Source organism: Pseudarthrobacter sp. B907, assembly GCF_040137805.1.
Taxonomy (GTDB): domain Bacteria; phylum Actinomycetota; class Actinomycetes; order Actinomycetales; family Micrococcaceae; genus Arthrobacter.
This window is the reverse complement of the sequence record NZ_JBEEQE010000003.1, coordinates 72,893-99,314: the sequence shown is the minus strand read 5'-3', so window position 1 is coordinate 99,314 and position 26,422 is coordinate 72,893. Positions and strand designations below refer to the sequence as shown.

Annotated in this window: 20 protein-coding genes; 8 read left to right on the top strand and 12 right to left on the bottom strand. The window is 70.1% G+C overall.

The annotated features are described in order from the left end of the window. Positions 1 to 77 precede the first annotated feature (77 nt). Entirely contained in the window at positions 78 to 1,238 is a 1,161-nt protein-coding gene (locus tag ABLI39_RS03495) for a YlbL family protein (RefSeq protein ID WP_349412030.1), read from the bottom strand. A gap of 235 nt (positions 1,239 to 1,473) precedes the next feature. Here ABLI39_RS03495 and ABLI39_RS03490 point away from each other — a divergent pair, with 235 nt between their 5' ends. Beyond that, complete coding sequence (locus ABLI39_RS03490; protein ID WP_349412029.1) at positions 1,474 to 2,925, top strand: zinc-dependent metalloprotease; 1,452 nt, start codon at positions 1,474 to 1,476, stop codon at positions 2,923 to 2,925. Positions 2,926 to 2,929: 4 nt separating this feature from the next. Here ABLI39_RS03490 and ABLI39_RS03485 read toward each other — a convergent pair whose 3' ends face one another. The 3 genes from ABLI39_RS03485 to nudC form a co-directional block, all read right to left on the bottom strand. Continuing rightward, positions 2,930 to 3,577 carry a M48 metallopeptidase family protein gene (locus ABLI39_RS03485; protein WP_349412028.1) on the bottom strand — a complete coding sequence of 216 codons (648 nt, stop codon included), beginning with the start codon at positions 3,575 to 3,577 and terminating at the stop codon, positions 2,930 to 2,932. Further along, complete coding sequence (locus tag ABLI39_RS03480; protein ID WP_349412203.1) at positions 3,577 to 5,667, bottom strand: ATP-dependent DNA helicase UvrD2; 2,091 nt, start codon at positions 5,665 to 5,667, stop codon at positions 3,577 to 3,579. Before ABLI39_RS03480 ends, ABLI39_RS03485 begins: the two co-directional genes overlap by 1 nt. Before the next feature lie 202 nt (positions 5,668 to 5,869). After that, entirely contained in the window at positions 5,870 to 6,958 is a 1,089-nt protein-coding gene (nudC, locus tag ABLI39_RS03475; protein ID WP_349412027.1) for an NAD(+) diphosphatase, read from the bottom strand. Positions 6,959 to 7,151: 193 nt separating this feature from the next. Between nudC and ABLI39_RS03470 the strand changes: the two genes are divergently transcribed. Beyond that, on the top strand, positions 7,152 to 7,646 hold the full coding sequence (locus ABLI39_RS03470) for an NUDIX domain-containing protein (protein WP_349412026.1): 495 nt from the start codon (positions 7,152 to 7,154) through the stop codon (positions 7,644 to 7,646). Between the two features lie 43 nt (positions 7,647 to 7,689). Here the strand turns inward: ABLI39_RS03470 and ABLI39_RS03465 are convergent, their stop codons facing one another. Next, positions 7,690 to 8,940, bottom strand: coding sequence for an MFS transporter (locus ABLI39_RS03465; protein WP_349412024.1), 1,251 nt, complete (start codon positions 8,938 to 8,940; stop codon positions 7,690 to 7,692). Between the two features lie 75 nt (positions 8,941 to 9,015). Between ABLI39_RS03465 and ABLI39_RS03460 the strand changes: the two genes are divergently transcribed. Further along, entirely contained in the window at positions 9,016 to 9,552 is a 537-nt protein-coding gene (locus ABLI39_RS03460; RefSeq protein ID WP_349412022.1) for an ArsR/SmtB family transcription factor, read from the top strand. Positions 9,553 to 9,660: 108 nt separating this feature from the next. Beyond that, on the top strand, positions 9,661 to 10,896 hold the full coding sequence (locus ABLI39_RS03455) for a macrolide 2'-phosphotransferase (protein WP_349412020.1): 1,236 nt from the start codon (positions 9,661 to 9,663) through the stop codon (positions 10,894 to 10,896). A 9-nt stretch (positions 10,897 to 10,905) separates the two neighbouring features. On the opposite strand, the gene ABLI39_RS03450 is transcribed toward ABLI39_RS03455, so the two are convergent. From ABLI39_RS03450 to ABLI39_RS03440, 3 genes are all read right to left on the bottom strand, one after another. Further along, a complete protein-coding gene (locus ABLI39_RS03450) occupies positions 10,906 to 14,340 on the bottom strand; it encodes an ATP-dependent helicase (RefSeq protein WP_349412202.1) in 3,435 nt (1,144 codons plus the stop codon). Positions 14,341 to 14,441: 101 nt separating this feature from the next. After that, entirely contained in the window at positions 14,442 to 17,732 is a 3,291-nt protein-coding gene (locus ABLI39_RS03445) for an ATP-dependent helicase (RefSeq protein ID WP_349412018.1), read from the bottom strand. Next, positions 17,729 to 18,145: an MGMT family protein gene (locus ABLI39_RS03440; protein WP_349412016.1), complete on the bottom strand. Its 417-nt coding sequence runs from the start codon at positions 18,143 to 18,145 to the stop codon at positions 17,729 to 17,731. Before ABLI39_RS03440 ends, ABLI39_RS03445 begins: the two co-directional genes overlap by 4 nt. 142 nt (positions 18,146 to 18,287) lie before the next feature. Here ABLI39_RS03440 and ABLI39_RS03435 point away from each other — a divergent pair, with 142 nt between their 5' ends. The 4 genes from ABLI39_RS03435 (at position 18,288) to ABLI39_RS03420 (ending at position 21,918) form a co-directional block, all read left to right on the top strand. After that, positions 18,288 to 18,998, top strand: a complete 711-nt coding sequence (locus ABLI39_RS03435; RefSeq protein ID WP_349412014.1) for a 3'-5' exonuclease — start codon at positions 18,288 to 18,290, stop codon at positions 18,996 to 18,998. Between the two features lie 273 nt (positions 18,999 to 19,271). Next, a complete protein-coding gene (locus ABLI39_RS03430; protein ID WP_349412012.1) occupies positions 19,272 to 20,297 on the top strand; it encodes a methionine ABC transporter ATP-binding protein in 1,026 nt (341 codons plus the stop codon). After that, positions 20,297 to 20,968 (top strand): methionine ABC transporter permease, encoded by a 672-nt coding sequence (locus tag ABLI39_RS03425; RefSeq protein ID WP_349412010.1) that lies wholly within the window; start codon positions 20,297 to 20,299, stop codon positions 20,966 to 20,968. The genes ABLI39_RS03430 and ABLI39_RS03425 overlap by 1 nt, the downstream gene beginning before the upstream one ends. A 107-nt stretch (positions 20,969 to 21,075) precedes the next feature. Next, positions 21,076 to 21,918 (top strand): MetQ/NlpA family ABC transporter substrate-binding protein, encoded by an 843-nt coding sequence (locus tag ABLI39_RS03420; protein ID WP_349412008.1) that lies wholly within the window; start codon positions 21,076 to 21,078, stop codon positions 21,916 to 21,918. A gap of 109 nt (positions 21,919 to 22,027) precedes the next feature. Here ABLI39_RS03420 and hemL read toward each other — a convergent pair whose 3' ends face one another. Genes hemL through ABLI39_RS03400 form a run of 4 tightly spaced genes read right to left on the bottom strand, consistent with a single transcriptional unit; the run spans position 22,028 to position 26,409 of the window. Further along, positions 22,028 to 23,359 (bottom strand): glutamate-1-semialdehyde 2,1-aminomutase, encoded by a 1,332-nt coding sequence (gene hemL, locus ABLI39_RS03415; protein WP_349412007.1) that lies wholly within the window; start codon positions 23,357 to 23,359, stop codon positions 22,028 to 22,030. Between the two features lie 13 nt (positions 23,360 to 23,372). Beyond that, positions 23,373 to 24,491, bottom strand: coding sequence for an LLM class flavin-dependent oxidoreductase (locus ABLI39_RS03410; RefSeq protein WP_349412005.1), 1,119 nt, complete (start codon positions 24,489 to 24,491; stop codon positions 23,373 to 23,375). Continuing rightward, positions 24,488 to 25,471 carry a porphobilinogen synthase gene (gene hemB / locus ABLI39_RS03405; protein ID WP_349412003.1) on the bottom strand — a complete coding sequence of 328 codons (984 nt, stop codon included), beginning with the start codon at positions 25,469 to 25,471 and terminating at the stop codon, positions 24,488 to 24,490. Before hemB ends, ABLI39_RS03410 begins: the two co-directional genes overlap by 4 nt. After that, complete coding sequence (locus ABLI39_RS03400; RefSeq protein WP_349412002.1) at positions 25,468 to 26,409, bottom strand: uroporphyrinogen-III synthase; 942 nt, start codon at positions 26,407 to 26,409, stop codon at positions 25,468 to 25,470. Before ABLI39_RS03400 ends, hemB begins: the two co-directional genes overlap by 4 nt. Positions 26,410 to 26,422: the final 13 nt, after the last annotated feature.

Sequence of the window (26,422 nt, the reverse complement as noted above, 5' to 3'; positions counted from 1 at the left end):
ACCTCATAGCTGGTCGTCAGTGCTGGATTGAGTTATTAGTGCCACGAGTGGCAGTGGAGCTTAGTTCCGGGGTCAGTCTAGTTGCTGGTGCAGGTGGGGAGTCCGGATGTGTCGCCGTCGGCCGCGGACAGTTCAACTGCGCGCCGCGCCTCGGCCAGGTTCTCCACCTTGACGACCTGTAGGCCCGCCGGAATGTGGCCCACGACGTCGTCGCAGTTCGCCGCCGGGGCAAGGAACATAGTGGCCCCGCCGGCCCTGGCCCCGACCATCTTCTGGCCGATTCCGCCGATGGCCCCGACGGCGCCGTCGGGGGTGATGGTGCCGGTGCCGGCGATGTGTTTGCCGCCGGTCAGGTCACCGGGCGTCACGGTGTCCACGATGCCGAGCGCGAACATCATGCCGGCGCTGGGGCCGCCGACCTTGTCGAGGGAAATCTTGACGTCGAACGGGAACTTGAACTTGTACTGCAGCCCAACGCCGAGCAGGTACCGCCCGGACTGGGACTTGCTCGGGGTGACCGTCAGCGGCTGTTGGCTGCCGTTGCGGTCGACGACGACCGTGACCGGCTTGCCGTTTCCGGCAGCGAGCTCGCTCTGGACAACGCTCAGGGCCGTGATCGGTTTGCTGTTGATCGAGACCAGGACGTCGCCTTCCAGGATTTTGCCCTTGGACGCCGAGCCGTCCGGAACGCCGGCCACCTGCAGCTTCTGCTCGAACGGGATGTCGAGGTCCTTCAGGGCCGCGGCGACGGCGTTCTCCTGCGATGTCGTCATGGCGACGGCGCTTTCCTGCTGGGACTGTTCCTTGGTGACGCCGTTGGGGAAGATCAGTTCCTCCGGGTAGACCGCCTTGGAGGGACTGAGCCAGGCGTTGAGGGCCTCGAACACGGTCACCGGCCCGTTGGGGCCGCCGTCGACGTACACGGTGGTGAGGTCCAGGCTGCCCTTGGCCGGAAACGTCTCGTGGCCGGACACGGTGATGACAGGTTTGCCGTTGTCCGTGGCAAGTGTGTTGAAGGTCGGGCCGGGCGATTCGACGACGTAGGGGACGGGAAGCGTCATCGCCGCCAGGCCGAGGCCCAGCGCCAGCAGGCCGGAGACGAGCATGGTGGAAGAGCGGTGGTCCCCTCCCCCGGTTTTGCCGGCTTGCCGGGCCTTAATGCCGCCGCCGAGGGGCGCAGCTTCGCCGTCGAGGGGCGCGGGTTCGCCGGGGGGCCGTCCGCCCTGGGTAAACGTCAATGAAGGACCTCTCCGTGCCGGCGCCTGGGCCCCTGCCGGGGCCGGAATCTGGCGCTGCGGCTGCGGCCGAAACCGGCTCGACAGCCTGCAAATATTCCAGCCTCTAACACTACGCGCTCGGGGGCCGCCGGGACTCTTTGCCGACAGCGAACGGGGCCGGGTTTCGGGAGACAGCCGCTCACGCGGAGGGGTAGCGTGAACTTGAGCACCAGTCACACCGACGATCGGCGGGATCATGACCTCTAACCCACTCAATCCGTCCAACGGGGACGACGAACCCAAGGATCCGCTGGCAGAAATGCTGCAGAACCTGATGGGCGGCAAGGGCATGGGGGACATCGATCCGGCGGAGCTCGCCAAGGCCGCCGGGCTGCCGGACGACCCGAACCTGCTGGCCCAGATGTTCTCCCAGGTCCAGGCCATGATGAGCGCCTCCTCGGACGGACCCGTGAACTGGCAGCTGGCCCACGAGAATGCCCGCCGGGTCGCCGCCAGCGGCTCCGACCCGTCCGTCACCGCCGCGCAGTCCCGTGAGGTCGACGAAGCCCTCCGGCTCGCCGAGCTGTGGCTGGACCAGGTGACCGAGCTGCCCGCTACCGGGCTGATCGGCCGGGCCTGGTCCCGAGCCGAATGGGTGGAAGAAACCCTTGGCACCTGGAAGCGGCTGACGGAGCCGGTCGCCAACAGCATCGCCAACGCCCTGTCTTCGGCGATGACCGAGCAGATGCCCGAGGAAATGAAGTCCATGATGGGCGGCGCCTCCTCGATGCTGCAGAACATGGGCGGGGCGATCTTCGGAATGCAGCTGGGACAGGCGATCGGCGCCCTCTCCGCCGAGGTGGTCAGCTCCACCGACATCGGTGTGCCCCTGGCCGACCTGGAAATGGCGCTGCTGCCGGCCAACGTGGCGAAGTTCGGCGAGGGCCTCAGCCTGCCGGAAAACGACATCCGCCTCTTCCTCGCGGTCCGCGAAGCCGCCCACGCCCGGCTCTTCGTCCAGGTGCCGTGGCTGCGCGGGCACCTGCTCGGCGCGATCGAGGCCTACGCCCGCGGCATCCACATCGACACCTCGAAGATCGAAGAGCTGGCCCGCGAGCTGGATCCCAGCAACCCCGAGGGCATCCAGGAAGCCCTGTCACAGGGCGTGTTTATGCCGCAGCGGACCCCCGCCCAGGACCAGGCGCTGGAAAAGCTGGAGACCGCCCTGGCCCTCGTGGAGGGCTGGGTCGACGAACTCACGGCCGCCGCCACCGAGAAGCTGCTGCCCTCTGCCGCGGCGCTGCGCGAGACCGTCCGGCGCCGGCGCGCCACCGGCGGCCCGGCCGAGCATGCGTTTTCGTCCCTCGTCGGCCTCGAACTCCGGCCCCGCCGGCTGCGCGAGGCCGCTACGCTGTGGGCCCAGCTCAAGGAAGAACGCGGCGTGGAAGGCCGGGACGCCATCTGGCAGCACCCCGATCTGCTGCCCACCGCGGAGGACCTGGACGACCCGAAGGGCTTCAGCGAGCGCCGCAAGCTGGCCGAGGCCAGTGACACCGAGGTTGACGACGCCCTGCAGAAGCTGCTGAGCGGCGGGTTCGACACTGCCCCGCCGGCTGCGGACGAGGATGGCGATGAACCCGGCGCCGAGGGCGGCGGCTCCGACGGCAAGCCCGGCGCCGACGACGAGGGCGGCAGCCCGAAGGCCTGACCCCTTAGCGGACGGCGCCCTCGAGCTCGCTGGCGTCGTCGACGTCGTCAGCGGTGGTCCCGGCGTCGTCGGCCCCGGCCGGAAGGCCGCGTGCGGTGGCGAACGAAACACCTTCCAGGAAGGCCTTGGCTCGTTCGGTTTCCGGGTAGGCCGCCAGCAGCCGCCAGAACGCCGCATTGTGGGCTGCCACCAGCAGGTGCGCCAGTTCGTGCAACAGCACATAGTCAATGACCCACTGCGGCATTGGCTGCAGCTTGTGGGAGAGCCTGATGGTGCCCTCCGACGGCGTCGCCGAGCCCCAGCGCGAGTTCTGGTTTGTCACCCAGCGGACCGACGTCGGGACTGCCCGGCCGCCGAGGTACTTGGCGGAGAGGACTGACGCGTGCGCCGCCAGCTCAGCGTCGCTGCCGGCACGGCGCTTGCCGACGGCCTTGCGGCCCCGGGATCCCTGCGCCCGGAGCTTCTCCAGCATCCGCTGCACCCATTCGCGCTCCTGGGCGCCGCTGAAGTGGGCGGGGATGGCGACGACGGCCGTGCCGTTCTCCCAGAACGCGGCCACGGTGCGGCGCCGGCGCGCCGAGCGGCGCACCTCCACCGGCGCGCCGTCGGCGGTGGTCAGCGGCGTGCCGCTGCGATTCCCGGCGCCGGCCATCAGTGCGCTGAGCTTTCAGCCAGGACCGCCAGCACGGTTTCGCCGTATTTTTCCAGCTTCGAGGCGCCCACCCCGGGCAGCGTGGCGAGCTGTTCCAGGGACTCGGGCCTCGCCTCGGCGATCGCGGTCAGGGTCGCGTCGGTGAAGACCACGAAGGCGGGGACGTCGGCTTCAAGAGCGGTTTCCTTCCGCCACTGCCGCAGCGCGTCGAAGGTCTGTTCCTCGTAGCTCGGCGGGCACTGGCTGCACCGGCCCACCTTGCGTTCGGCGCCGGAGGAGAGCATGCTGCCGCAGACCCGGCACGACGCCGGAACGGCCGCCTTGCGGCGCGGCGCCGCGCCTTTGCCGCGGACGGAGGAGCTGGCCACCGAGTCGGGCCGCAGCCCGTCCAGGAAGCGCGAGGGTTTGCGGTTCGCCCGGCCGCCGGGGGTCCTGGCGGTGGACCACGACAGATAGAGGTGCTCCTTGGCGCGAGTGATGCCGACATAGAGCAGGCGGCGTTCTTCATCCACCGATTCGGGGGTGTCAGCGAAGGAGATCGGCATAAGGCCCTCGCTCAGGCCGACGAGGAACACGGCCTCCCATTCGAGGCCCTTGGCTGCGTGCAGCGACGCCAGGGTCACGCCCTGCACGGTCGGGGCGTGCTGCGCGAGCGAGCGCTCCTGCAGTTCGTTCACGAAGTCCGCAAGGCTGAACTCCGCTCCCCTGCTGACCACCAGTTCGTCGGCGAGGGCCACCAGGGCGGCCAGGGATTCCCAGCGTTCCCGGAGGGCGCCGCCGCTGTGCGGGGCCGCGTCCGTGTAGCCCAGGGAGGACACGATGTCGCGGACCAGCTGGCCGAGGGGCTCGGGCGCCGCGGTTTCGGCGACCGCGCGGGTGGCGGCCCTGAGCTGCAGGATCGCGTCGCGGACCTCCTTCCGGGCGAAGAACCGCTCGCCGCCGCGGAGCTGGTAGCCGATGCCGGCCGAGGCGAGCGCCTGCTCATAGGCCTCCGACTGGCCGTTGGTGCGGAACAGCACGGCGATCTGGCTCGCGGGCGTGCCCGCGTCGAGCAGCGCCCGGATCTTCACGGCCACCGTGGCGGCCTCGGCCTCGTCGTCGGAACATTCGGTGAACTGCGGCACCGGCCCGGCGGGCCGCTGCGCCACCAGCTGCAGGGGCGCGGCCCAGGCGGCGTCCGCCACGGGACCACCGCTGCGCCGGCCGGCCAGCAGCTCGTTGGCCAGCTTCACCACCTGCGGCGTGGACCGATAGTCGCGGATCAGCTTGACCACCGTGGCGTCCGGGTACTGGCCCTTGAAGCCGAGCAGGTGCTTGGGAGAGGCACCGGTGAAGGAGTAAATGGTCTGGCTGGCGTCACCGACCACGCAGAGATCGTCCCGGCCGCCCAGCCACAGTTCCAGGAGCCGCTGCTGCAGCGGCGACACGTCCTGGTATTCGTCCACCACGAAGTGCCGGTACTGCTCCCGGACCGTGGCTGCGACCTTGGGGTCCTCTTGCAGGATGCCGACGGTGATCAGCAGCACGTCCTCGAAATCAATGACGTTCCGGTCCGTTTTGACGTCCTCGTACGACTGGAACACCCGGGCGACGGCGGTCAGGTCGAAGCCGCCCGGGGTGCCGCGGCCCTGGGCCTTTTCCAGGTAGTTGGCCGGGGTGAGCATGGAGACCTTGGCCCACTCGATTTCGGAGGCGAGGTCCCGGATGGAGGCGCGGTCGGTGCTGAGCCGCAGCCGGCGGGCGGCCTCGGCGATCATCTGGGCCTTGTGGTCGAGCAGGTTCGGCAGTGCGCCTCCGACGGCCTGGGGCCAGAAGAACTGCAGCTGGCGCAGCGCCGCGGCGTGGAAGGTGCGGGCCTGCACGCTGCCGACGCCCAGGTCGCGGAGCCGGCTGCGCATCTCTGCGGCGGCCCGTGCCGTGAAAGTGACGGCAAGCAGCCGCTGCGGGCTGTACACGCCGGAGTGCACCCCGTAAGCGATGCGGTGCGTGATGGCACGGGTCTTGCCGGTGCCGGCGCCCGCGAGCACGCACATGGGCCCGTTCAGGGTGCTGGCGACCTCGCGCTGTTCGGCGTCAAGGCCGCCCAGGATCCGCTCCTCGAGTGAGCGGTTGTCCTGCGCCGCCGGCTCAGGGGCCGGTACCCCGGCATCGGACTGTCCGGCCGGGAAGGCGCTGGACTGGAAGATATCTGTGTTCACGTCTGCTGCTTAGTCGTTGAAGGGTGCGCGGCGGAAGGGCCGCAGGGTGGAACGGGCGGGCGCGACGGTGCCGCGGCGGGGTGTCACGGGGACCTCATGCCTGGTCCGCGCGGTCCTGGATGACGCCCCCGTACCAGTGCTCGATCAGGGCGCGGGCGATCGAGAGCCTGCTGGAGATCACGATTTCGCCGCTGAGCACCGCTTCCTGCAGCTCGGCGCGGCTGAACCAGCGGGCCCGGGTGACCTCGACGCCGTCGGGCGTGGCCTCGGTGTCCGCCGTCGTCGCGGTGAAGCCGAGCATCAGCGACGCCGGAAACGGCCAGGACTGGGAGCCAAGGTACTGTGACGCGGTGACCCGCACCCCCACTTCTTCGCCGATTTCGCGGATGACGGCCTGCTCGAGCGATTCGCCGGGTTCGACGAAGCCGGCCAGGGTGGAGTAGGTCCGGGAATCCAGCGGGCCTCCGCCGCCCAGCAGCAGCCGGTCGTCCGGGCCGACGACGGTGACGATGATGGCCGGGTCCGTGCGGGGGTAGTGCTCGGAGTTGTCCGCGGGGCAGCGCCGGACCCAGCCCCCGGCCTCCGGCACGGTTGCGGCGCCACAGCGCGGGCAGTGGGTGTGGGTGGCGTGCCAGTTAGCGATGGCGCTGGCCTCGATGAACAGGGCGGTGTCGGTAGCGTCCAGCTGGGCCGCGACCTCGCGGAACCCGGCCCACTGGGCCCCGGCCGGGATGCCCTCGACGTGCTGCTCGAAGGGCTCGGCGCGGACCTCGAACTGCTCGGGCAGGATGAACAGCACGTACTGGGTTCCCGCGGCCGCGGAAGCCCCGGGAAGGGCCGAGCCCAGGTAGATCACCTGTTCCGGCGCGTACGCGGTTCCCTTCAGCCGCGCGGCGAGGCCGGCCGCGTCCAGAAAGACGAGGCCTTCACCGCTGACCAGCGCCTGGCGCCGCGAGAGGAGCATGGCCTGCACCCCGCCGCAGCGCAGCAGGTCCGCCAGCATGTCCGGTTGCAGCCTGGCCGCGGAACCGCGGTCGATCAGCGCGGGGCGTACCGGAAGGACGGTGTCCCGCAGCCGGTTGGCGGGCGGGCTGTCGGCCGGCGCCGGCGCGTGCGCCGCAGCAGGATCAGTCGCTCCAGTATTTGGCCCGGTACCGGACTCTGGTGACTCCGCAAGACTCATGTACCCACCGTACCGACCCCCGCCGACAATTGACATTTGCCGTGGCGGGCGGGGCCGCCTGCACGTCCTACTTCAGGGGAACAGAGGAAATCTGGTCTCCCGACGACCACCGTGACGGGCCGGCGCCGCATGCAAGGGTCATACTGGCCACTAGCCGGCCGACATTGCTTGGCGTAGACCACTGGGAGGGTCAATGGGACACGTTGGATCATATGTCTGGGAACTGCGCCAGAAGGTTGGCTCCCGCCAGCTGCTTCTGCCGGGAGCGCAGGTCCTGGTGCTGCGCTCCGACGGCACAGCACTATTCCAGCGCCGAGTCGACAACGGGGTCTGGGAACTTCCCGCCGGCGCCTGCGAGCCCGGGCAGAGTTTCACGCGTACCGCCGTCGCCGAACTGTTTGAGGAAACCGGAATCGAAGCTGATCCAGCAGACCTGGTCGCGTTCGCCAGCCTTTCCGAGCCGGAATTGCATCAGCTGGAGTACCCGAACGGCGACAAGGTCCATGCTTTTGCGCTGTGCTTTGTCCTGGAAAGCTGGAAGGGGAATGTGGTGCCGGAGCCTTCCGAGGTCCGCGAGATCGCGTTCTTCCCTTTGTCTCAACCACCCCTGCCAATTCATCAGCCGACGCTTGAAGTGATCAAGCTCTACCAGCGGTACCGTGAGACCGGAGTCTTTCAAGCCCGGTAAGAAGCGAGGATCCACCGGCCGTATGACCCGCCACTGAACCAACTCAGGATTCGACGTCGGCGTCGGCGATGGCCTTGTCTGTGAGGACGGGCATCAGCGCGAGGAGCGCGAGGGTAAGCACCCCCATGATGCCGAACATGACCTGAAGCCCCAGCCACTGGGCCAGCAGGCCGCCCGCTGCCGCACCGAGCGGCATGGTGCCCCAGGCGAGCAGGCGGTACGCGCTGTTGACTCTGCCCAGCAGGTGGTTGGGAACAATGCGCTGGCGTAGGGAGACGGTGATGATGTTCCACAGCATGACCAGCATGCCGCCCAAAAAAAGAATGGGGCCAAGGACGTACGGGTCGCTGGTCAGGGCGGGCGCACCCACGATCAGCGCACTCCCGAAGATCGTGAGCATCAGGGACTTGGACCGGCCCAGCCTGGCTTCGGCCCACTCGGAGGTGAACGAGCCGACGAACGCACCGAGGGCGGAAGCCGTCAAGAGAACGCCGAACCCCACCTCGGACAGTTTCATTTCCGAGGCCGGCCCCACGGCAAACAGCACCAGGACCGCAAATGCCGCGCTGGACGCGAAGTTGAACACTCCCGTCATGACCGCGAGCGTGCGGAGGATCTTCTGGTGCCACAGGAACCGCAAACCTTCACCGATGTCAAAGCGCAATGTTGTCTTTTGCTCCCGCTCCATGCGGAAAGCCCCCTGGACCAGGAACAGGCACCCGACGGCGGCAAGCCACAGGGCCGCCGGCACGGCAAGTCCCGCAACGACGCCGAGGGCCACCAGCAGTCCGCCCAGCGGAGGGCCAACGAACTGGTTGGCGGTGAGTTCGACCGCGTAGAGCCGGCCGTTGGCACGCGAAAGCTGATCCCGGTACACCACCTGCGGCAGGATCGACTGCGCGGAGGTGTCGTACAGCGTTTCGGCCACGCCGACCATTAAGGCGACGACATACAGAGCCCCGATGGAGCCGAAATCCAGCAGGATGACGGCCACCAGGACAGCCGGCAGCAGTCCCCGGCCGATGTTGGCCCAGAGCATAAGCTTGCGCCGGTCCAACCGGTCGGCCAGCGCCCCGGCCGTGAGCGCGAAGAGAAGCCAGGGAAGGGTGGCGGCCACGCTCAGCCCGGCAATCAGCGTGGGTGACTGGGTGAGCTGAATGGCCAGCAGCGGCAGGACGATCTTGAAAACGCCGTCCGCGAGGTTCGACAGCCCGGAGGAGGTCCAGAGTTTCCAGTAGGACGTGCCCAGGGGCGCACGGTTCCGTTCCAACACCCGCGCGGTTTGATCGGTCATAGCTGAACCATTCCGCATTGATTGAGAAAATTCAAGGTGATTTGAGTCCAGTACATCAGTTTGTAGGATGAGTGCATGGAAGAGCAGACGAGCGCGGACGAAGTGAGGCCGGCCGCGAGCGCCCGGGAAGTTAAGGCGCTGGCCCATCCGCTGCGCTTGCGGATCCTGCGCCTGTGCGGGCTGCACGAGCTGACCAACAAGCAGCTCGCCGACCGGCTGGGCCAGGATCCGGGAACCATGCTCTATCACGTGCGGCAGTTGCTCGCCACCGGATTCCTCGAAGCCGCCGCGGTCCGCACGGGAGAAAGCGGTGCGCTGGAGAAGCCGTACCGTTCCACCGGGCGGTCCTGGCATCTGGACACCGCCCTGGGTCAGGCTGGACCGGACGGTCCGCTGGCCCCGGTGGAGGCGTTCCGGGAAGAGCTGGCGGAGGCAGGGCCGGACGCACTGGCCAGCCTTTCCCGCTTCGTGCTGCACCTCTCCGAGGCCGACGCCGAAGACCTCCTCACGCGCATCCACGCCGTGCTGAACGAATACACCGCCAGCGACCGGCAGCGATCAGAGCAGCCTCCCTACGGCGGCATCTTTGTCCTTCACCGCTCGTCAGACTAGGCCGTTGACCGCCGTCGGCACTGACCGCCCGGCGCTAATTCGGGCCGATCTTTCAGACTCGCCGTGATGCATCGCGGTCTTGGGCGCGGCTCACTCTACCGTGGAAGCGTGAGAAGAAAACCAATCGAACTGGCAGCGGTAGCAACGGCGGCAGTCCCCGGCCTGACTCCGACTGCCGTGAGCTCCGCGCCCGACGATCCGGCAGACTTCGATTCCGCCCTTCTCCAGGACACCGAAGGCAAACGCTGGCGGGTGCGTTCACCCCGGCACGCCGAGGCGAGTGCACGCCTGGAAACCGAGTTCCTGGTGCTGCGTGCCTTCACTCCCGGCATCCGTGCCGAACTCCCGTTCCTGATGCCCACCGTGGCCGGCACCGTCCGGCAGGGATCCCTCAGCACTTTCGTCTACTCCCACCTATCCGGGGCCACCCGTTCCGTGGAAGACCTCAGCGACGGCTCCGCGGCGCTGGCCAAGGAAGTCGGTGCCGCCCTCGCGGCCATCCACGACCTGCCGCACTCGCTGGTCAGCAACGCCGACCTGCCCAGCTACACGCCCAACGAGTTCCGCCAGCGCCGGCTCAACGAACTCGACCAGGCCGCCACGACGGGCAAGATCCCGCCACTGCTGCTGCGACGCTGGGAACACGCGCTGGAGGACGTATCGCTGTGGCGCTTCAACCCCAGCGTGGTGCACGGCGACCTCCACGAGGACAACCTCCTGGTCGACGGCGAACGGGTCACCGCTGTGACCGGCTGGACGGACCTGCGCATCGGGGACCCGGCCGACGACATGGCCTGGCTGGTCGCGTCCAATGACCAGGACTTTGTGGACACGGTGATCTCGCACTACTCCTCCAGCCGCCGGGAGGCGCCCGACGCCCACCTGCTGCGCCGCGCCGCGCTGTCCGCGGAATTCGCCCTCGCGCAGTACCTGGTCAAGGGGCTCGCGGCCGGAAACCAGGACATGACCGACGAAGCGGAATCCATGCTTGCGGTGCTGGCCGAGGACGTCGCCGAGCACGGCGGGCAGCCCATCAGCGTCGAACCGCTGCCCCAGCCGGCCGTGACCGTCCAGCCGATCGCCCCGGAGACCGAGGGGCCGGCGTCCGAACCGGACCCGCTGCGTGCCGGCGGTGCAGTAGCAGCCGTCCACGTCACGCCGATCCCCCGTGACGAGGACTCCGGCACAGCCGGCATCAGCGCAGCCGACGACGGCACAGAAGCCGGTGCCGGGGCGCCCGACGCCGGGGACGTCCCGGCCGCCAGCCCGCTCCCCGCCACGCCGGCCGCGGCGGATGACACCTCGACGACGGCCCTCACGGTGGTTCCGGCGAAGCAGGACTAACGCACGCCGTCAGGGTGTTGCGCTCCGCCCAAGGGCCGCGGCGACGATTTCTTCCAGCCGTTCCGCCGACCCCAGATCGTGCGGGCGGACCACCTGGTTATCGGCCACGTAGTAGAACGCTGCGCGGACGTCCTCGAGCGGGACGCCTTTGAGACGGGACCAAGCCAGCCGGTAGACGGCCAACTGCACGGCTTTGGTCTTCAACTCGCCGGCCGAGGGCCGGCGTCCGGTCTTCCAGTCCACAAGGTCCCAGCCGCCGTCGGCGTCCCGGAAGACAGCGTCGATGCGCCCGCGGACCACCACCTCGCCGATCCGGGTCTCCACCGGCACCTCGACGTGCGCGGGCGCCCGATGGGCCCACTCGGACCGGCGGAAGGTCTCCACCATGGCGTCCAGACCGTACGCCTCGTCAATGTGATCATCCGAGCCGGCGGCCTCCCCCAGGTCCAGCATCCCTGAGGTGCCGAAGTACTCCTCGACCCAGGCATGGAAGGCCGTACCCTTGCGGGCCGACATCCCGGGTTCGCGCGGCACGGGCCGCCGTAGCCTCGCCACCACGGAAGCCGCGTCGTCGTCGAGGTCCACCAGGGTGGAGGCGGAAATGTGGCCGGGCAGGTGCACGTCCTGGCCGGCGGTCCGCCGGGAGCGCCGGTCCAGCAGGGTGGCCGCCTCCTGCGCCCAGCCGCCGGACGGCCCGCGGAGCTGCCGCGCCCCGGCCGCCGCCGGTGCAGGCAGCTCGCCGGCGTCGGGCCGGTCCAGCCGCTCCAGCACCCGTGCGGCGGCGGCCTCCATGGCGGCCCTGCGGCCCGGAACCAGCCGGAGCCGCGCCCCGGTTCGCGGGTGGACCGGGCCTTCCAGCGGATCATACGGCCACAGTGCCAGCTCGAGCTCGGACGTCAGCGGGCTCTCCTCCGGGAGCGCATCCTCGGCGACGGAAAGCGGGTGGATCTCCGCCGCGCCGGCCGCGGTCAGGGCCTCGAGTTCAGCCAGGAACGGCGACATCTCCGCCAGCCCGGCCCGGGAACCGACCCAGGCCGCACTGGAGACCCAGAGCACATGCTTTGCGCGGGTGTACGCCACATAGGCCAGGCGCCGTTCCTCAGCCTCGCCGTGGGCCTGGACGGCGGACTTGAAGTCCTTCTCGGCGTCGAGCCAGCCTTTCTGGTCCGGGTGCTCCAGGTCCCACTGCGGAAGGTCGGCGCGGTCCCCGCGCAGCGGCCAGGGCAGCGCGGCCGAGCCGCTGCTCCAGCGGGAATCCCGGCTGCTCGGGAAGGCCCCGGCGTTGAGGCCCGGGACGAACACCACGTCCCATTCCAGCCCCTTGGAGGCGTGCACGGTCAGCAGCTGGACGGCTTCGTGGTTAACCTCCGGGGCGGCGGCGTCGAGCCCGTTTTCCTCCGCGGCGGCGGCCTCCAGCCAGGCCAGGAACGCCAGCACGTCCACCCGCTGGGAGGTGTGCAGGAACCCCGCGGCGGCGTCCTGGAAGGCATCGAGGTTGCGCCGGGCCTGGTGGATGCTGATGCCGGGCCGGGCGGCGACCTCGATGTCCAGCAGCATTGCGCGTTCCACCTCGCCGAGGAGGGTGCTGAGGTCATCACCCATAAAGCTGCGCAGCTGCCGGAGCTCGGCCGAGAGCCGTTGCAGCCGGTGATGGGCTTCGGGGCTCAGCCGGCGGCCGTGCGCCGAGGTCCAGTCGGGCCGGGGCAGCCAGTCCAGCGCCTCGACGAGGCTCGCTGCGTCCGTGAGGTCGCCCTCGATGACGGTTTCGGCGGTGTCACTCTCGACGTCGATGTCAGCGCCGGCGCCGGTGTCGGCGTCGCCGCCTCCGGGGCGGCCGCGGCGCCGCGCCAGGAAGCTCGACCAGTCACGGAAGGCCATCAGGTCGGCAGGGCCGATCCGCCAGCGGGCGCCGGCGAGCAGCCGCATCAGGGAGTCCGAGCGGCCCGGGTCCGCCAGCACCCGGAGGGTGGCCACGAGGTCGACGATTTCGGGGGTGTCCAGCAGGCCCCCGAGGCCCACGATCTCGTAGGGAATGCCGCGGACTTCGAATTCGCGGCGGATGCACTCCATCTGGGCACGGCGGCGGCACAGCACAGCCATCGCCGGCGGTTCGGGGTCCTCCGCCTTTCCGGCGTCGAAGTCGGTCCGGCGGAACTTCAGCACGTCCGCGGCGACGGCCGCCGCCTCGTCCTCGTCCGTGCCGAAGCGGCCCATGACTACGCGGCCTTGGACCGCGGCGGGGCTGGGCTGCAGCGGCGGGACCGCCACGGACTCCGCGCTGTCCCGGGCGCCGGCGGCGCCCGCGTGGGCTGCCGCCTTGCTGAGCGGGGCGGAAATCACGTTGGCGGCGTCGAGGATGTTCCGGCCGTTGCGCCAGGCCGTGGTCAGGTATGACGTCGGCGCGACGGCGAACTTCGGCGGGCCCCCGCCGGCGTCGCCGCCGTCGACCGGGTCCACCCGGACCGGGAACTCGCGGACAAAGTGGAAGAGCTGGCCCGCGGATGCGCCGCGGAAGCCGTAGATGGACTGGTTGGGGTCGCCCACAGCGGTGACGGCGTGGCCGTCGCCGAAAAGGCGGGAGAACAGCACGAGCTGGGCGTGCGAGGTGTCCTGGAATTCGTCCAGCAGCACCACCTTGTAGCGCTGGCGTTCGGTCTGTGCGGCGACGGGGATTTCGCTGGCCACCCTGGCCGCGAGCGCCACGAGATCGCCGAAGTCCAGGGCGCCGCGGGCCCGTTTGGCCTCAGCGTAGCGGCCCACCATGTCCGCGACGCTGGCGCGGGTACGCAACAGCGCGCTGAGCTCCCCCGCGGCCTGGCTGGGGTTCTTATTGGCCGTGGCGACATACGGGAGCGCCTCGAACTCGGCGGCCCTCGCCAGCAGCCAGCCGCGGACCTGGGCGGGGTCCTGCAAGTGTTCCGCGCACTCCCCCGCAAGCTGGATGACGGCTTTGACCAGGGTGGACTTCGCGGAGCGGAAATGCTGGTAGTCGCCGTCGAACGCCTCCACCACCCCGCTCGCGAGCTGGAAGGACTGGGCTCCGCCGAGCAGCACCACATCGCGCTCCACGCCGAGCCGCAGCCCGTAGTCGGAGACGATGCCGCTGGCGTAGGAGTGGTAGGTGGAGACCTTGGGTTCCAGCGCGTCGGTGCTCAGCAGCCCTTCTGGGAAGACCTTATGCTCCGGGTCGGCCGCGGCAATCCGGCCCAGGGCGGCAAGTTTGGCCCGGATCCGGGTGGCGAGTTCACCGGCCGCCTTGCGGGTGAAGGTCACGCCCAGCACTTCCTCCGGCCGGACCCAGCCGTTGGCGACCAGCCACACCACCCGGTCCGCCATGGTGGCGGTCTTGCCGGACCCTGCACCGGCGATGACCAGCCGGGGCGCCAGCGGCGAGGAGATGATCAGCGATTGCTCGGCGGTGGGGGTGTTCTTCTCCCCCAGCATCGCCGAAAGCTCCTCGGGGCTGAACCGGGGTTCGGGGAGCGCATCCGGCCCCGCCTCGGCCAGCGCGTCCGGTGTCTCTGCCGGCGTCCTGGACTCAAGGCTCATTCGGTGACCTGCTTTCCGCGTGCGCACAGCGGGCAGACTTCCGGAAGCCTGCAGCCGTGGCCGCCGTGACCGCCCTTGGCGGGGTCGTGGCGGGCTTCGAAGGTGCTGCCGGACATAACGCGCGCAGCCTCGCCCACCAGGTCCAGCGCCCAGTTGGCGTCCGGGTCCAGCGGCGGCTGGCTCTGCACGCCGGGGCTCTTGGTACTGGTGCCGAGCTGGGCCAGAACGGCACCGCCGGGCAATGGCGGCGGGCCGTCGTCGGGCCCGGTAAACCCTCCGGCGAGGACGGCGGCCTGGTAGGCGCCGAGCTGCGGGTGGCGTTCCAGCTCGGTCTTGCCGGGCTGGCGCTTGCCGGTCTTGAGGTCCACGATCACCAGGCGGCCGTCGGCGTCGATCTCCAGCCGGTCAACCTGGCCGCGGAGCACGGCCGGACGGGCCGGCCAGGCCTCGTCCCCGGCGGGGGCATCCGGCGCGGCCACATCGGGCAGCTTCACCTCGAAGTCCTGCTCGACGCCGACCAAGCTCCGCCCCTCACTGCGCATCACGAGCACGTACTGGGCCAGCTTGCGGACCATCGTCTCTGCCCGCTGGAAGTCCAGTTTGCCCTCCCAGTTGTCCTTCATCCCGAGCGAGGGCCAGCGTTTGACCAGTTCTGCCACGTATTCCCCGCCGGAGGCGTCCGGGAGGTCCTGCGCGATGGCGTGGACCAGGGTGCCCAGGCTGCGGGCGAAATCCGTCGCGGCCTCGCCGCCGGCGGCCTGGACAAACCAGTCCAGCGGCGACTTGTGCACAGTTTCGACCTTGGAGGGCGAGACGAAGACGGTGCTGCCTGGCGGCACCACAGGCTCGGTCGAGGACAGCGGCGCGAGGCCCCACCAGCTCTCGGGGTGGGCGCCGGGCACGGCGGGTTCGGCCGCGGCCAGGGCCCCGAGGACGGCGGTGGCCTCGGCCGCCTCGGGAGACCCGCCGTCGAGCTGGGCGTACTGGCGCAGTTCGGCGACCAGCGCGCGCAGGGTCAGCGGCCGCTCCACCGGGGTGAAGCCACGCCGGTCCTGGTCCGGGTGCAGGGGCGAGACGTAGTCCAGGAAGGATGAGGGCTGCTCGTCCTCCGAGGAAACGGCGGTGCAGATCAGCACCTCCCGGGCGCGGGAGACGGCGGTGGAGAAGCTGCGCAGCTCGTCGTAGCGGATCTCGCGGAGCCGGCTCAGCGGATCGAGTTGCAGGGCGTACTCGACGCCGTGTTCGACGGCGTCGGCGAAGAGCGTGCTGCCGAGCAGTTCGCCGCGGAGCCGGGTATTGGGCCACACGCCCTCCTGGAGCCCGGGCACAATCACCACGGGCCATTCGCGTCCCGCGGCGCTGGCCGGCGTCATGAGTTCGACCGCGTCCTCGAGCTGCGCCCGCGCCGCCAGGGTGTCCATCGGCAGTTCCTGGCTGAGCAGGTACTCGAGGAACTGCTCCGGCCCCGAGCCGGGGAGCTGGTCCACGTACCGTTCGGCCGTGTGGAACAGCGCCATCATGGCATCGAGGTCCCGGTCCGCGCGCGCCCCGGCCGCACCGCCGGCCAGGGCGGCCTCGGTCCAGCGTCCGGCGAGCCCGGTGGAGTGCCACAGCGCCCAGAGCACGGTTTCGGCGTTGCCGCCGGGCGCCCCGGCGGCTTCCCGGCCGGCCTGGATCATCCGGGCGACGCGGCGGGCGGAGTGCCCCTCGATGCCGAGGGTGGCAAGGGCGCCCGGTTCCAGCAGGGCCTCCACCAGCAGCGCGTCGCTGGTGCGGCCGCCGCCGCCCAGCAACTCTTCCCGCCGCAGGGACTGGCGGAGCCGGCGCAGCTCGATCGAGGTGGCGCCGCCGATCCGGGAGGTCAGCAGCGAGACGGCGGCTTCGGGGCTGAGTCGGGCCGGATCGAGGGCCACGGCGTAGGCGTCCAGCAGCGGCAGCACGGCCACTTCGTCGCGGACCGCGGACTCGGCGACCGGGATCCGGACCGGGATGCCCTGGCCGGCCAGGTGGCGCTGCAGTTGGCTGAGCTGGCCGCCGTTGCGCACGATCACGGCAATTTCGCCCAGGTCCCGGCCGTCGTTGAGCTGGGCTTCGAGGATCCGCTGCGCCACGTAGCGCAGTTCGTGCACCGGGGACGGCAGCAGGTGCGCCTCAACAACTCCGTCGCGGGCGCCGTCGTGACCGGGGGCCGGGTGCTCGAGCCGGCGCGCCGAGGTGCCGCCGGAGCGCAGCGAGATCCGCTCCGCGACGGACCGCCAGGCCTGCGCGACGGCGGGGGTGTGGCGGTGCGCGGTCCACAGCGGCCGTTCCAGCACGGTACCGCCGACCGGGGCGAGCAGCCGGGGCAGTTCGGCCACCAGGTCCGGCCGCGCGCCGCGGAAGCCCTGCACCACGGTGTCCGGGGAGGACGTGACGATGGCGTCCTTGCCCGCGGCGATGTCCGCGAGCAGTTCAAAGACTGCCGGGTTCGCCTCCTGGATGTCGTCCACGAGAATCAGCTGGAGCCGGTCGCGCTCGGCGGCCAGGAAGTCCGGGGCGTCCTGGAAGATCTGGCGCGCGGCCGTGATGATCCCGGCCGGGTCGAAGGATTCGGGCATCCGCAGGTCCAGGACGTCGCGGTACTCGGCGTAGAGGGCCGCCGCGGCGGTCCAGTCGGGCCGGCCGCAGCGCCGGGCGAGGTCCGCGAGGTCCGCGGCGGTCCGCCCGGACTCGATGATCCGGTCAAAGAGCTGGCGGACCTCCTGCCGGAAGCCTCGGGTCTGCAGCGCCGCGCCCAGGTCCTCGGGCCAGGGCAGCTCAAGTCCGGGCTGGGCGTGGCCCTCGAGGAGTTCCTTGATGATCAGGTCCTGTTCGGGCCCTGAGAGGAGCTTCGGCGCGCGCGGCAGCGGCAGGATCCCTTCGGCCTTGGCCCGCCGGATCAGATCGAAAGCATACGACGCCCAGGTCCGCGCCGGCGTCGTGCTCAGGCTGCGGTCCAGGCGCGCGGTGAAGCGGTCCCGGAGGGCGTCGGCGGCGAGCCGGCCCGGGGCCAGGATCAGCATCCGCTCCGGGTCCAGCCCGTCGCGCTGGGCGCGGCGGACCGCGGCCTCGACCAGGACCGTGGACTTGCCGGTGCCCGGCGCTCCCGGGACCAGCACCGGGCCGGAACCGTGCGCGACGTCGACGGCGGCCCGCTGGTCCGAGGACAGGACCGGGACGGCGCTGTGCTGCGTCCGGGGCGGCAGCAGGCGCAGGCCGGCGCGGTGCGGTGCACTCTTGCCGGGACGGGTTTGGCTGGGGCTACTCACACGGACATTTCATCAGTGGGGACCGACAATGTGTGCGGCTCCCGCTCGAGGCGCTCGGCAAGGGCGTCGATCTGCTCGAACTCCGCCTCGGTCGGCGCCCAGCGGGCCGCCGCCAGGTCAACCCGCCAGCGGCCCTCCCCGGTGCGCTGGTACTCCAGATAGCTGCCGTGTAGCGGTGTGCCTTCGGCCAGATAGAGGTCCAGGGCCTCTCGTTCGTGGCCGGGCGGGGCGTCCCCGTTGGCCTTAAGGATCCGCCACCAGGGGACGGCACTGCCGTGGTGGCTCATCACCGAGCCGACCTGGCGGGGGCCGCCCGCGCCGAGGAGTTCGGCCACGTCACCGTAGGCGACGGCGGTGCCCGCCGGCACCATCGCCGCGAGTTCCAGCACCGCCTCCACATACTCCGTCCGCATGGACCAAGGTTACCGTTGCCGGCCGGTGTCCGGGCGCCGCCGGCAGCGCCGGGCCTTGCCCGATGTTGCCGGGTATCGCCGGTTATCCCGGGGCTCTGCGGGGCAGCGCAAAACTGTCGGCGGCAGCAGGTAGCGTTGAAGCATGAGCACCTGGCACACCCTTCCCCGCGCAGCATTCGACCTCGAAACAACCGGCCGGAACTCGCGCTCTGCGAGGATCGTGACCGCCTCGGTGACCGTGGTGGACGCCGACGGCTCGGTCATCAAGGAACACGAGTGGCTGGCCGACCCCGGGGTGGAGATCCCCACCGAGGCCAGCGATATCCACGGCGTCACCACCGAGCAGGCCCGCCGCGAGGGCCGGCCTGCCGAAGAGGTGACCCGGGAGCTGGCGGCGGTCCTGCAGGAGCTGTTCGACGCCGGGGTGCCGGTCATTGCCTTCAACGCCAGCTACGACTTCACTGTGCTGGCCGCCGAGTCGGCCCGCTACGGTGTCCCCCAGCTCAGCCGCTTTCCGGTCCTGGACCCGTACATCATGAACAAGCAGGTGGACCGGTACCGCAAGGGCAAGCGGACGCTGACCGCGCTCTGCGAGGAGTACGGCGTCGGCCTCGACAATGCCCACACGTCCGCGGCGGACGCGCTGGCGACCCTGCGGGTGCTCGACGCGATGGCAGGAAAATTCCCCAAGCTGCGGATGCCGGCCAGCCATCTCCACCAGTTGCAGGTCGAGTGGGCCTCCGCGCAGGCCGCTGATTTCCAAAGCTACCTGCGCAAGACCAAGCCTGCCGCCGTGATCGAGGGCGACTGGCCGGTCCTGCCGCCCGAGGACGCCAGCCGGGGCGACTTCTAGCCCGGCGCCGGCTTTCCCGGCAACCCGCTGGGACGGAGATCACAGCGTGTTCGCCCGGGACTGCCGCCCGGTCATGCCGTGCGGGATTCCGCGGCCGGAACCGCACCCGGCACCAATCCCGCCCGCCGGGCCCATACACAGAATTATCTTCACCCCATTTCCCTTTGTGACGAACGTGATGCGTAAGTGGATGCCTTTTGGCGCCGCTGACATAATTTAGTTCAGAAGAGGGCGTGTGTTATGTCGCGCCCAGACGCAACCGCCAAGGGATAAATGATCACAGTTACCGACCTTCGCAAGGTCTACCGGCAGGGCAAGAAGGAAGTGGTGGCGCTCGACGGCGTCACGCTGGCCGTGCCGAAGGGTTCGATCCACGGGATTATCGGCCACTCCGGCGCCGGCAAGTCGACGCTGGTGCGCTGCCTGACCCTGCTGGACCGCCCCACCTCCGGGTCCGTCAGCATCGACGGCACCGAACTCAGTTCCGTGCGGGACTCGGAGATCCGTGCTGCGCGGCGGCGCATCGGGATGGTCTTCCAGCATGCGAACCTGATGGACTCCCGGACCGCGGCCGGCAACGTGGCGCACCCGCTCGAACTCGTCAAGACCCCGAAGGACAAGATCCGGGCCCGGGTGGCCGAGCTGCTCAGGCTGGTGGGGCTCGAGGGCTTCGAGAACGCCTACCCGTCCCAGCTCTCCGGCGGCCAGCGCCAGCGCGTCGGCATTGCCCGTGCCCTCGCCTCGGACCCCGAGGTGCTGCTCTGCGACGAGCCCACCTCGGCCCTGGATCCCGCCACAACCGAAGAGATCCTGGACCTGATCCGTGACCTCACCCGGCGGCTGCAGCTCACGGTGCTGATCATCACCCACGAAATGAACGTCGTGAAGCGTGTCTGTGACTCCGTCTCGCTGCTCTCCCGCGGCCGCATTATCGAACACGGAGCGCTGCAGGACGTTGCCGGTGAGTTGGACAGCAAGCTCGCCCGCGCCCTGCTGCCGCTGCCGCCCTCGGAACCCCTGCACGGGGCGCTGCAGCGCGGGCCGGTGCTGGAAATCCTCTTCTCCGGCGACAGCGCCAAGGAACCCGTGCTGACCGGCGTCGCACGGCACTTCAACATGGACTTCAACGTCCTCGCCGGCAGCGTCGAGACACTCGGCGGCCAGCAGTTCGGCCACCTCCGTGTCCAGCTCGCCGAAGGCGCCGACGTCGACGCCGTCCTGCGCTACCTGCACGAGCGCGGCATCAGCGCCAAGCGCGTGGCCGCCGATGCTGCTCCGGCGGAAGAAGGAGCCAACTAATGAACGACATTTTCGGCAACCCCGTTCTGGCCAAGGCCCTGCCCGACGCGATCGTGGAGACCCTCCAGATGGTCGGCATCTCCGCGTTCTTCACCGTCCTGATTGGCCTGCCGCTGGGCGTGTTCCTGCACGTCACCGCCCCCGGCGGCCTGCGTCCGATGCCCGTTACCAACCGGATCCTCAGCGACGTGATCGTCAACATCACCCGCTCCATCCCGTTCGCCATCCTGATGGTGGCCCTGATCCCGCTGGCCCGGGCCCTTACCGGGACGAGCCTCGGTCCGATCGCGGCCTCGGTTTCCCTCTCCATCGGCACGATCCCCTTCTTCGCCCGGCTGGTGGAATCCTGCCTGCGCGATGTGCACCACGGCAAGATCGACGCCGCCCAGGTGATGGGGTCGACCACCATGCAGGTCATCAACAAGGTGATGCTGCGCGAATCCCTGCCAGCCCTCGTTGCGGCCACCACCACCACGGTGGTGACCCTCGTCGGCTACTCCGCGATGGCCGGCCTCGTCGGCGGCGGCGGCCTCGGCAAGCTGGCCTACAACTACGGCTTCCAGCGCTTCGACGTCACGGTCATGATCGTCACCATCGTCCTGATCGTCGTCCTCGTCCAGGTCATCCAACTCGTGGGCGAGCGGATTTCCCGCAGCCTCGACCACCGCTGACCCAGGAACAACCATCCCAGTCTTGCAGCGGGTAGCCGCCCTCTGCATCTGCGCGGACCACGGCCCCGCCGTCGTGCTCTCCGCCTTTTTCGAAAGGAACGCATCGAATGCGTAAGTCACTCACCCTCCTGGCCACAGGCATTGTCACTGCCCTGGCGCTGACGGCTTGCGGTGGTTCGTCCACCCCCAGCGCCCAGGTCACGACCCTGGACCCGGCCAAGCCGGCGACGCTCAAGGTCGGCGCCAGCCCGGTCCCGCACGCCAAGATCCTTGAATTCATCAACCAGGAGCTCGCCCCCAAGGCCGGCCTCAAGCTGGAAATCAAGGAGATCGAGGATTACCAGACGCCGAACACCGCGCTGAGCGACGGCTCCCTGGACGCCAACTTCTACCAGCACCTGCCGTGGTTCGAGGACCAGGTCAAGACCAAGGGCTACAAGTTCGGCCACGGCGCGGGCGTGCACATCGAGCCCTACGCCGCGTTCTCCGAGAAGGTCAAGAACATCAAGGACATCAAGGACGGTGCCAAGGTCGCCATCACGAACGACCCGTCCAACCAGGTCCGCGCCCTCAAGGTCCTCCAGGTCGCCGGCCTGGTCAAGGACATCAAGGACGACACCTCGGTGCTGACGCTCAGCGACGCACAGAACCCCAAGAAGCTGAAGTTCTCCGAGAACCAGCCGGAACTGCTGATCAACGACCTCAAGGACCCCTCCGTGGACCTGGCCCTGATCAACGGCAACTTCATCCTCAAGGCCGGGCTGAGCACCAAGAACGCCCTGGCCGTCGAGTCGGTGGACAACAACCCCTACGCCAACTTCCTGGCCTGGCGTGAAGATTCCAAGGACGACGTCCGGATCAAGAAGCTCGACGAGCTGCTGCACTCCCCCGAGGTCAAGGCCTTCATCGCGAAGGAATGGCCCAACGGCGACGTGACCCCGGCCTTCTAGGCCTGCATTAAATAGGCCCCGCCTTAAACAACTTTCGGCACCCGCTGCGGCGGGTGCCGAAAGTGTTTAACGACGACGACGACGACGGCGCCCACGGCCGCCGGCGTGCCTAGGCCGTCGCGGCCGCTGCGGCTTTCGCCGCGGCCGGCAGGGCGTCGAAGATCCGGTTCATCGCGGCGTCGTCGTGGGCGGCGGAGAGGAACCAGGCCTCGAACACCGACGGCGGCAGGTAAACCCCGGAATCCAGCATCGAGTGGAAGAACGGCGCGTAGCGGAAGACTTCCTGGGCCTGGGCGTCGTCGTAGTTGTGGACGCCGCGGGCCGAGGTGCCGAAGGCCACGGAGAACAGGTTCCCGGCGCGCTGGATCGAGTGGTCCACGCCGGCCGCGTCCAGGGCCGAGGACAGGGCGGCGGAGAGTTCCAGCGACCGGGCGTCGACGAACGAGTAGACCTCGGGCGTGGCGTGGGTCAGGGTCGCGACGCCGGCGGCCATCGCCACCGGGTTCCCGGAGAGGGTGCCGGCCTGGTAGACCGGGCCCACCGGGGCGAGGTAGTCCATCACGTCGGCGCGGCCGCCGAGGGCCGCCGTCGGCATGCCTCCGCCGATCACCTTGCCGAAGGTCAACAGGTCCGGGGCCCAGGGCTCGGCGGCGCCGGCCGCCCCGCCGGTGAGACCCCAGTAGCCCGAGTAGCCGGTGCGGAAGCCGGTGAGGACCTCGTCGAGGATCAGCAGGGCGCCGTGCTCGCGGGTGATCCGGGCCAGGCCCGCATTGAAGCCCTCGCCCGGGGTGACCACGCCCATGTTGGCGGGTGCGGCCTCGGTAATGACTGCGGCGATGCTCTCGCCGTGCTTGGCGAAGGCGGCTTCGACGGCGGCCAGGTCGTTGTAGGGCAGCACGAGGGTCTCGGCGGCCGTGGCGGCGGTGACGCCGGCCGAGCCGGGCAGCGCGAGGGTCGCGAGGCCGGAGCCGGCGGCGGCGAGGAGGCCGTCGAGGTGGCCGTGGTAGCAGCCTGCGAACTTGATCACCAGGTTGCGCCCGGTGTAACCGCGGGCCAGCCTGATGGCGGTCATGGTGGCCTCGGTGCCGGTGGAGACCATCCGGACGCGCTCGGCGGCCGGGACGCGTTCCTGGACGATCGCGGCGAGGTTGGCCTCATCCGGGGTCGAGGCGCCAAAGGAGAGCCCGCGGTCGACGGCGGCGTGGACCGCCGCGAGGACGGCCGGGTGGGCGTGCCCCAGCAGGGCCGGGCCCCACGAGCAGACCAGGTCGACGTACTCGGCGCCGTCGGCGTCGGTCAGGTACGGGCCCTTGGCGGAGACCATAAAGCGCGGGGTGCCGCCCACCGAGCCGAAGGCCCGGACCGGCGAGTTGACGCCGCCGGGCATCAGCCGGCGGGCGCGGTCGAAAAGTTCCTCGTTGCGAGGGTGGCTGGAAGTCATGGTTCCTATTCTTTCAGGGCTTGTCCGGTGCCGGCGCAGCGCCGGCCAGCAGGGCGGCCACCCGCGGTGCCACCTCGGTGCCGAACAGCTCGATCGAGCGCATCATGGCGGCGTGCGGGAGCGTGCCGTTGCTGTACTTGAGGTCAAAGCGGTCCACGCCCAGGTTCTGCTTGAGCAGGGCGATCTTGGCGGCGACCGTCTCCGGCGAGCCGACATACAGCGCGCCTTCGGGGGTGCACAGGTAGTCGAATTCGGCGCGGTTGCCCGGGCCCCAGCCGCGCTCGGCGCCGATCTGGTTGCGCTGGGCCAGCCAGTGCGGGAAGAACTCCTCCCGTGCTTCCTCGTCGGTGGCGGCGACGTGCCCGGGCGAATGCGTGGCGATCTGCTGCATAGGGTGGCCGTATTTGGCCATGGCCTCCCGGTAGAGGTCCGCCAGCGGGCCGAAGGAGCGGGGCTGACCGCCGATGATGGCGAAGATGATGGGGTAGCCGTATTCGGCGCAGCGCAGCACCGACTCGGGGGTGCCGCCGACGCCGATCCAGGCCGGGAGCAGGTGGTGCTCCAGCGGCGGGTAGACGCTGAGCCCGTTGATGGGGCGGCGAGTGCGGCCCTCCCATTTGATCGGTTTCTGCGCGCGGGCCTTGTCGAAGAGCTCGAGCTTTTCCTCGAACAGGACCTCGTAGTCGGCCAGGTCCAGTCCGAACAGCGGGAAGGACTCCACGAACGAGCCGCGGCCCAGCATAACCTCGGCCCGGCCGTTGGAGATGGCGTCGACCGTGGCGAAACGCTGGAAGACCCGGATCGGGTCATCGGAGCTGAGTACGGTCACGGCGGAGCCGAGCCGGATGCGCTTGGTGCGGGCGGCCGCCGCGGCGAGGAACACCTCGGGCGCGGAGACCGCGAAGTCGCGGCGGTGGTGCTCCCCCACCCCGAAGGCGTGGAGCCCTATCTGGTCGGCGAGCTCGGCCTGCTCCAGGAGCTGCCGCAGCACCTGCGCGTGCGGGACGGGGTGCCCGTCGGGGAACACGCCGACGTCGCCGAAGGTGTTCAGTCCGAGCAGGATCGTCTCCGGCCCGACGGGGGCGGTGGGGTTGGCGCCGGACGCCGGGTCCGGCAGTGCCGGGGCGCTCACCGGGACGCCTTCAGCCAGCCGGCGAGTTCGCTTGCCCAGTAGGTCAGGACCATGTTGGCGCCGGCCCGTTTGATGCCGAGCACGGATTCGGTGATGGCGGCCTTCCGGTCGATCCAGCCGTTCGCGGCGGCGGCCTCGATCATCGAGTACTCGCCGGAAATCTGGTAGGCGGCCACCGGCACCGTGCTCATCGCGGCGACGTCGGCGAGGATGTCAAGGTAGCTCATGGCGGGTTTCACCATCACCATGTCGGCGCCTTCCTCGAGGTCCAGTTCCACCTCGAGGATCGCTTCGCGGCGGTTGGCGGCGTCCATCTGGTAGGTGCGCCGGTCCCCGGTGAGCTGCGAGTCGACGGCCTCCCGGAACGGGCCGTAGAACGCGGACGCGTACTTGGCGGCGTAGGCCACGACGGCGGTGTTGGCGTGTCCTGCCTGCTCCAGCGCCTGCCGGATCACGGCGACCTGGCCGTCCATCATGCCGGAGGGCCCGAGCACATGCGCACCGGCCTCGGCCTGGGCCACGGCCATCTGCCCGTAGATCTCGAGCGTCGCATCGTTGTCCACGTAGCCGTGCGCGTCCAGGACGCCGCAGTGGCCGTGGTCGGTGAACTCGTCGAGGCAGACATCGCTCATGATGACAAGCTCGTCGCCGACCTCGGCCCTGACGTCCCGGATGGCCTTGTTCAGTACGCCGTCGGGGTCCAGGGAGGCGGTGCCGCGGGCGTCCCGTTCGGCGGGGACACCGAAGAGCATAATGCCGCCGACGCCCAGCTGCACGGCCTCGGCGGCGGCGCGTTTGAGCGAGTCGGTGGTGTGTTGCTGCACGCCCGGCATCGAGGCGATCGGGTTCGGCTCGGTGAGTCCTTCGCGGATGAAGGCGGGGAGGATGAGTTCGGCGGCGGAGAGGCGGTGTTCGGCCGTCAGCCGGCGCATCGCGGGGGTGGTGCGGAGCCGGCGGGGGCGGTGGGTTGGGAAGCTCATGGCTGGTCCTTCACGGTCGGCGGTTGGACGGGAGAGTGGGCTTGGGGGTCCGGGGCCGGGTGTCCCGGGTCCAGGGCGGCGATGACGGCGGCGACGAGGCCGGAGACGGTGGGTTGTTCGGCGACGGTGGCAACCGGCAGGCCCAGGGTGCGGGCCTCGGCGGCGGTTGACCGCCCGATCGCGACGAGGCGGCACTCGCCCAGCGGCGCGAGCCCGGCATGGACCCGGCGGGCGGCGCTCGGTGAGGCGGCGACGACGGCGTGCAGGGTACCGGCGTCGAGGGCGGCTTTCGCCTCGGCCGGGGTCAGGACTTCGGCGGTGTGCTCCGGCTCCCCGGGCGCGCCGGTCGCCGACAGGCCGCGACGCGGGTCGGCCGGGTAGTCGACGGTGCGGTACGCGGTGACAATCTGGACCGAGGCGCCGCGTGCCTCCAATCCGCGGCGGAGCCGCGGGTCGGCGATGTCGGCCTGGGGCAGCAGCACGCTGCCCTGGTGCCGGGGCCAGATGGCGAGCAGCCCTGCTCCGGACTGCTGCCCGGCGGGCGCGAGGTCCACGGCGATGTCGAGGGCTTCGAGGATGCTGCGGGTGGCCGGTCCGACGGCAGCCACCTGCAGGTTCCCCGGCAGCCAGGCGCTGAGCGCCGCGCCGCGTTCGGCGGCCTTCGCCTCGAGGACCTGGACCGTGGTGACGCTGCTGACCACGAGCCAGGAGTAGGCGCCGGCGCCGAGCGCGTCGAAGGCCACGTCCAGGGAATGCTGGTCGGACGCGGCTTCAAAGTCGATGAGGGGCAGCAGTAGCGGCTCGGCGCCGGTGCCGCGCAGCGCGGACACCAGCGCGCCGGCCCGGTCCGGGCTGCGGGTGACCAGGACCCGGGCCCCTTCGAGCACCCTGGGCCCGGCGTTCCCGTCCGGCCGGACGTTGGCGCTACGGCGTCCCATCAGAGAAGAATCC